At 50.5% G+C, this 7997-nt stretch carries 2 tRNA genes and 4 rRNA genes; all 6 read right to left on the bottom strand.

Annotated elements, in window-relative coordinates:
* Window positions 1-2458 (bottom strand): 23S ribosomal RNA (locus tag UQW94_RS23345); the annotation flags it as partial.
* Window positions 2459-2760: 302 nt separating this feature from the next.
* A tRNA-Ala gene (locus tag UQW94_RS23340) sits at window positions 2761-2836 on the bottom strand.
* Between the two features lie 42 nt (window positions 2837-2878).
* Window positions 2879-2955: transfer RNA gene (locus UQW94_RS23335), tRNA-Ile, on the bottom strand.
* A gap of 66 nt (window positions 2956-3021) precedes the next feature.
* Window positions 3022-4574, bottom strand: a 16S ribosomal RNA gene (locus UQW94_RS23330).
* A 317-nt stretch (window positions 4575-4891) separates the two neighbouring features.
* Window positions 4892-5008: ribosomal RNA gene (rrf, locus tag UQW94_RS23325) — 5S ribosomal RNA — on the bottom strand.
* 93 nt (window positions 5009-5101) lie between these two features.
* Window positions 5102-7992, bottom strand: a 23S ribosomal RNA gene (locus tag UQW94_RS23320).
* Window positions 7993-7997 lie beyond the last annotated feature (5 nt).

Genomic DNA, 7997 nt, shown 5'->3' with positions numbered 1-7997 from the left:
TCTTGGGCGGTATCAGCCTGTTATCCCCGGAGTACCTTTTATCCGTTGAGCGATGGCCCTTCCATTCAGAACCACCGGATCACTATGACCTGCTTTCGCACCTGCTCGAATTGTCATTCTCGCAGTCAAGCGGGCTTATGCCATTGCACTAACCTCACGATGTCCAACCGTGATTAGCCCACCTTCGTGCTCCTCCGTTACGCTTTGGGAGGAGACCGCCCCAGTCAAACTACCCACCAGGCACTGTCCGCAACCCCGATAAGGGGTCGACGTTAGAACATCAACACTACAAGGGTGGTATTTCAAGGACGGCTCCACGCAATCTAGCGACTGCGCTTCAAAGCCTCCCACCTATCCTACACATGTAGGGTCAATGTTCAGTGCCAAGCTGTAGTAAAGGTTCACGGGGTCTTTCCGTCTAGCCGCGGGTACACTGCATCTTCACAGCGATTTCAATTTCACTGAGTCTCGGGTGGAGACAGCGTGGCCATCATTACGCCATTCGTGCAGGTCGGAACTTACCCGACAAGGAATTTCGCTACCTTAGGACCGTTATAGTTACGGCCGCCGTTTACCGGGGCTTCGATCAAGAGCTTCGACCGAAGTCTAACCCCATCAATTAACCTTCCGGCACCGGGCAGGCGTCACACCGTATACGTCATCTTGCGATTTTGCACAGTGCTGTGTTTTTAATAAACAGTTGCAGCCACCTGGTATCTGCGACTCTCAATAGCTCCATCCGCGAGGGACTTCACCGTCGAGAGCGTACCTTCTCCCGAAGTTACGGTACCATTTTGCCTAGTTCCTTCACCCGAGTTCTCTCAAGCGCCTTGGTATTCTCTACCCGACCACCTGTGTCGGTTTGGGGTACGATTCCTTACAATCTGAAGCTTAGAGGCTTTTCCTGGAAGCATGGCATCAATGACTTCACATCCGTAGATGCTCGACGTCGTGTCTCAGCTTTAAGAAGAGCCGGATTTACCTAACTCTTCAGCCTACGCACTTGAACCTGGACAACCGTCGCCAGGCCCACCTAGCCTTCTCCGTCCCCCCATCGCAATTGTAAGAAGTACGGGAATATTAACCCGTTTCCCATCGACTACGCCTTTCGGCCTCGCCTTAGGGGTCGACTTACCCTGCCCCGATTAACGTTGGACAGGAACCCTTGGTCTTCCGGCGAGGAGGTTTTTCACCCCCTTTATCGTTACTCATGTCAGCATTCGCACTTCTGATACGTCCAGCATGCGTTACCACACACCTTCAACCGCTTACAGAACGCTCCCCTACCCAATGCACTAAAGTGCATTGCCGCAGCTTCGGTTTACTACTTAGCCCCGTTACATCTTCCGCGCAGGCCGACTCGACCAGTGAGCTATTACGCTTTCTTTAAATGATGGCTGCTTCTAAGCCAACATCCTGGCTGTCTGAGCCTTCCCACATCGTTTCCCACTTAGTAGTAATTTGGGACCTTAGCTGGCGGTCTGGGTTGTTTCCCTCTCCACGACGGACGTTAGCACCCGCCGTGTGTCTCCCGGATAGTACTTACTGGTATTCGGAGTTTGCAAAGGGTTGGTAAGTCGGGATGACCCCCTAGCCTTAACAGTGCTCTACCCCCAGTAGTATTCGTCCGAGGCGCTACCTAAATAGCTTTCGGGGAGAACCAGCTATCTCCAGGTTTGATTGGCCTTTCACCCCTAGCCACAAGTCATCCGCTAATTTTTCAACATTAGTCGGTTCGGTCCTCCAGTTGATGTTACTCAACCTTCAACCTGCCCATGGCTAGATCACCTGGTTTCGGGTCTATATCCAGAGACTGAACGCCCAGTTAAGACTCGGTTTCCCTACGGCTCCCCTAGATGGTTAACCTTGCCACTGAATATAAGTCGCTGACCCATTATACAAAAGGTACGCAGTCACAGGACAAAGCCTGCTCCTACTGCTTGTACGTACACGGTTTCAGGTTCTATTTCACTCCCCTCACAGGGGTTCTTTTCGCCTTTCCCTCACGGTACTGGTTCACTATCGGTCAGTCAGTAGTATTTAGCCTTGGAGGATGGTCCCCCCATATTCAGACAGGATATCACGTGTCCCGCCCTACTCGATTTCACTGAACACACGTCGTCAACTACGGGACTATCACCCTGTATCGTCGGCCTTTCCAGGCTGTTCGTCTAACGCGTGTAAAGCTTAAGGGCTAGTCCAATTTCGCTCGCCGCTACTTTCGGAATCTCGGTTGATTTCTTTTCCTCGGGGTACTTAGATGTTTCAGTTCCCCCGGTTCGCCCTGTTGAGCTATGTATTCACTCAACAGTAATACCTTATGGTATTGGGTTTCCCCATTCGGAAATCCCAGACTCAAATGGTTTTTACTACCTAATCTGGGCTTATCGCAAGTTAATACGTCCTTCATCGCCTCTGACTGCCAAGGCATCCACCGTGTACGCTTAGTCACTTAACCATACAACCCGAAGGAGTTTCGAGTTGATGTTCAAATCACCAAAGTTGTCTCTCATTATTTGAATGAGCGAGAGACATTCGATTTTGCCGGACTCATCTCTTTACCTTCATTTTTAGAAAAAATGAAAACAAAAAGCCAAGAACACTTGAATGTGTTTTTTGGTGTTTGTCTTAAAGACAAACATTGAGAACTTTACAAACAATCTATAAAATGATTGTTTTGTCAGCTTTCCAAATTGTTAAAGATCTAGATTTTCTGATGAAAACCATTTTTAAAGATTCTTTTTCAAGAACACTTAAAGATGGTGGAGCTATGCGGGATCGAACCGCAGACCTCCTGCGTGCAAGGCAGGCGCTCTCCCAGCTGAGCTATAGCCCCATCAAGGTGTCGATACTGTCGCCAATTCCTTGGGAAAGAAATTGGTGGGTCTGAGTGGACTCGAACCACCGACCTCTCGCTTATCAGGCGAACGCTCTAACCACCTGAGCTACAGACCCAGTATCGTCTCTTTACTTTATAAACCATATCAATCTGTGTGAACACTCATCGCAATAATCATCGTTTAAGGAGGTGATCCAGCGCCAGGTTCCCCTAGCGCTACCTTGTTACGACTTCACCCCAGTCATGAACCACAAAGTGGTAAGCGTCCCCCCGAAGGTTAAACTACCTACTTCTTTTGCAGCCCACTCCCATGGTGTGACGGGCGGTGTGTACAAGGCCCGGGAACGTATTCACCGTGGCATTCTGATCCACGATTACTAGCGATTCCGACTTCATGGAGTCGAGTTGCAGACTCCAATCCGGACTACGACGCACTTTTTGGGATTCGCTCACTTTCGCAAGTTGGCCGCCCTCTGTATGCGCCATTGTAGCACGTGTGTAGCCCTACTCGTAAGGGCCATGATGACTTGACGTCGTCCCCACCTTCCTCCGGTTTATCACCGGCAGTCTCCCTGGAGTTCCCGACATTACTCGCTGGCAAACAAGGATAAGGGTTGCGCTCGTTGCGGGACTTAACCCAACATTTCACAACACGAGCTGACGACAGCCATGCAGCACCTGTCTCAGAGTTCCCGAAGGCACCAATCCATCTCTGGAAAGTTCTCTGGATGTCAAGAGTAGGTAAGGTTCTTCGCGTTGCATCGAATTAAACCACATGCTCCACCGCTTGTGCGGGCCCCCGTCAATTCATTTGAGTTTTAATCTTGCGACCGTACTCCCCAGGCGGTCTACTTAACGCGTTAGCTCCGAAAGCCACGGCTCAAGGCCACAACCTCCAAGTAGACATCGTTTACGGCGTGGACTACCAGGGTATCTAATCCTGTTTGCTCCCCACGCTTTCGCATCTGAGTGTCAGTATCTGTCCAGGGGGCCGCCTTCGCCACCGGTATTCCTTCAGATCTCTACGCATTTCACCGCTACACCTGAAATTCTACCCCCCTCTACAGTACTCTAGTCTGCCAGTTTCAAATGCTATTCCGAGGTTGAGCCCCGGGCTTTCACATCTGACTTAACAAACCACCTGCATGCGCTTTACGCCCAGTAATTCCGATTAACGCTCGCACCCTCCGTATTACCGCGGCTGCTGGCACGGAGTTAGCCGGTGCTTCTTCTGTCGCTAACGTCAAACAACGCCGCTATTAACGACGCCGCCTTCCTCACGACTGAAAGTACTTTACAACCCGAAGGCCTTCTTCATACACGCGGCATGGCTGCATCAGGCTTGCGCCCATTGTGCAATATTCCCCACTGCTGCCTCCCGTAGGAGTCTGGACCGTGTCTCAGTTCCAGTGTGGCTGATCATCCTCTCAGACCAGCTAGGGATCGTCGCCTTGGTGAGCCCTTACCTCACCAACTAGCTAATCCCACCTAGGCATATCCTGACGCGAGAGGCCCGAAGGTCCCCCTCTTTGGCCCGTAGGCATCATGCGGTATTAGCCATCGTTTCCAATGGTTATCCCCCACATCAGGGCAATTTCCTAGGCATTACTCACCCGTCCGCCGCTCGACGCCGTTATCGTTCCCCGAAGGTTCAGATAACTCGTTTCCGCTCGACTTGCATGTGTTAGGCCTGCCGCCAGCGTTCAATCTGAGCCATGATCAAACTCTTCAATTTAAGATTTTGTTTGGCTCAATGAATACTGAACATTACATAAGTAATGTTTGAATTGACTGTGCTGAATCTTTCGATTCAATGGTCACTTCGTTTCATTGAAACCTAATTTGAAACCGAAGTTTCTAATTGGATTATCATCAACGAGTGCCCACACAGATTGATAGGTCTATATTGTTAAAGAGCTTGGCTTTCAGTGCCTTAGCACTTAAGCGAGGTGCGTATAATACGCTTTCCACTTTGAAAGTCAACATAAAATTCTAAACTTTTGTTTAAAACCTTATGTTGACTCGTCTGTATTCAGACAAGTCGGAAATAAAGCCTGGCGATGTTCTACTCTCACATGGGGAAGCCCCACACTACCATCGACGCTATTTCGTTTCACTTCTGAGTTCGGCATGGAAATCAGGTGGGTCCAAAACGCTATGGTCGCCAAGCAAATTCTTTAATCTGGAAAGCTGTTTTTTAATTCTCGTTCTTACACATTCAACGTTCTTTCATTGAGTCCATCAAAACCCCTTGGGTGTTGTATGGTTAAGCCTCACGGGCAATTAGTACAGGTTAGCTCAACGCCTCACAACGCTTACACACCCTGCCTATCAACGTCGTAGTCTACGACAACCCTTTAGGATACTTAAAGTATCAGGGAGAACTCATCTCAAGGCTCGCTTCCCGCTTAGATGCTTTCAGCGGTTATCGATCCCGAACTTAGCTACCGGGCAATGCGTCTGGCGACACAACCCGAACACCAGAGGTTCGTCCACTCCGGTCCTCTCGTACTAGGAGCAGCCCCTTTCAATTCTCCAACGCCCACGGCAGATAGGGACCGAACTGTCTCACGACGTTCTAAACCCAGCTCGCGTACCACTTTAAATGGCGAACAGCCATACCCTTGGGACCGACTTCAGCCCCAGGATGTGATGAGCCGACATCGAGGTGCCAAACACCGCCGTCGATATGAACTCTTGGGCGGTATCAGCCTGTTATCCCCGGAGTACCTTTTATCCGTTGAGCGATGGCCCTTCCATTCAGAACCACCGGATCACTATGACCTGCTTTCGCACCTGCTCGAATTGTCATTCTCGCAGTCAAGCGGGCTTATGCCATTGCACTAACCTCACGATGTCCAACCGTGATTAGCCCACCTTCGTGCTCCTCCGTTACGCTTTGGGAGGAGACCGCCCCAGTCAAACTACCCACCAGGCACTGTCCGCAACCCCGATAAGGGGTCGACGTTAGAACATCAACACTACAAGGGTGGTATTTCAAGGACGGCTCCACGCAATCTAGCGACTGCGCTTCAAAGCCTCCCACCTATCCTACACATGTAGGGTCAATGTTCAGTGCCAAGCTGTAGTAAAGGTTCACGGGGTCTTTCCGTCTAGCCGCGGGTACACTGCATCTTCACAGCGATTTCAATTTCACTGAGTCTCGGGTGGAGACAGCGTGGCCATCATTACGCCATTCGTGCAGGTCGGAACTTACCCGACAAGGAATTTCGCTACCTTAGGACCGTTATAGTTACGGCCGCCGTTTACCGGGGCTTCGATCAAGAGCTTCGACCGAAGTCTAACCCCATCAATTAACCTTCCGGCACCGGGCAGGCGTCACACCGTATACGTCATCTTGCGATTTTGCACAGTGCTGTGTTTTTAATAAACAGTTGCAGCCACCTGGTATCTGCGACTCTCAATAGCTCCATCCGCGAGGGACTTCACCGTCGAGAGCGTACCTTCTCCCGAAGTTACGGTACCATTTTGCCTAGTTCCTTCACCCGAGTTCTCTCAAGCGCCTTGGTATTCTCTACCCGACCACCTGTGTCGGTTTGGGGTACGATTCCTTACAATCTGAAGCTTAGAGGCTTTTCCTGGAAGCATGGCATCAATGACTTCACATCCGTAGATGCTCGACGTCGTGTCTCAGCTTTAAGAAGAGCCGGATTTACCTAACTCTTCAGCCTACGCACTTGAACCTGGACAACCGTCGCCAGGCCCACCTAGCCTTCTCCGTCCCCCCATCGCAATTGTAAGAAGTACGGGAATATTAACCCGTTTCCCATCGACTACGCCTTTCGGCCTCGCCTTAGGGGTCGACTTACCCTGCCCCGATTAACGTTGGACAGGAACCCTTGGTCTTCCGGCGAGGAGGTTTTTCACCCCCTTTATCGTTACTCATGTCAGCATTCGCACTTCTGATACGTCCAGCATGCGTTACCACACACCTTCAACCGCTTACAGAACGCTCCCCTACCCAATGCACTAAAGTGCATTGCCGCAGCTTCGGTTTACTACTTAGCCCCGTTACATCTTCCGCGCAGGCCGACTCGACCAGTGAGCTATTACGCTTTCTTTAAATGATGGCTGCTTCTAAGCCAACATCCTGGCTGTCTGAGCCTTCCCACATCGTTTCCCACTTAGTAGTAATTTGGGACCTTAGCTGGCGGTCTGGGTTGTTTCCCTCTCCACGACGGACGTTAGCACCCGCCGTGTGTCTCCCGGATAGTACTTACTGGTATTCGGAGTTTGCAAAGGGTTGGTAAGTCGGGATGACCCCCTAGCCTTAACAGTGCTCTACCCCCAGTAGTATTCGTCCGAGGCGCTACCTAAATAGCTTTCGGGGAGAACCAGCTATCTCCAGGTTTGATTGGCCTTTCACCCCTAGCCACAAGTCATCCGCTAATTTTTCAACATTAGTCGGTTCGGTCCTCCAGTTGATGTTACTCAACCTTCAACCTGCCCATGGCTAGATCACCTGGTTTCGGGTCTATATCCAGAGACTGAACGCCCAGTTAAGACTCGGTTTCCCTACGGCTCCCCTAGATGGTTAACCTTGCCACTGAATATAAGTCGCTGACCCATTATACAAAAGGTACGCAGTCACAGGACAAAGCCTGCTCCTACTGCTTGTACGTACACGGTTTCAGGTTCTATTTCACTCCCCTCACAGGGGTTCTTTTCGCCTTTCCCTCACGGTACTGGTTCACTATCGGTCAGTCAGTAGTATTTAGCCTTGGAGGATGGTCCCCCCATATTCAGACAGGATATCACGTGTCCCGCCCTACTCGATTTCACTGAACACACGTCGTCAACTACGGGACTATCACCCTGTATCGTCGGCCTTTCCAGGCTGTTCGTCTAACGCGTGTAAAGCTTAAGGGCTAGTCCAATTTCGCTCGCCGCTACTTTCGGAATCTCGGTTGATTTCTTTTCCTCGGGGTACTTAGATGTTTCAGTTCCCCCGGTTCGCCCTGTTGAGCTATGTATTCACTCAACAGTAATACCTTATGGTATTGGGTTTCCCCATTCGGAAATCCCAGACTCAAATGGTTTTTACTACCTAATCTGGGCTTATCGCAAGTTAATACGTCCTTCATCGCCTCTGACTGCCAAGGCATCCACCGTGTACGCTTAGTCACTTAACCATACA

The sequence above is a fragment of the Vibrio sp. PBL-C16 genome (assembly GCF_034321865.1).
GTDB lineage: Bacteria > Pseudomonadota > Gammaproteobacteria > Enterobacterales > Vibrionaceae > Vibrio > Vibrio alginolyticus.
Note: the sequence above shows the minus strand (reverse complement) of the source record. Positions and strands in the feature narration are given on the sequence as shown.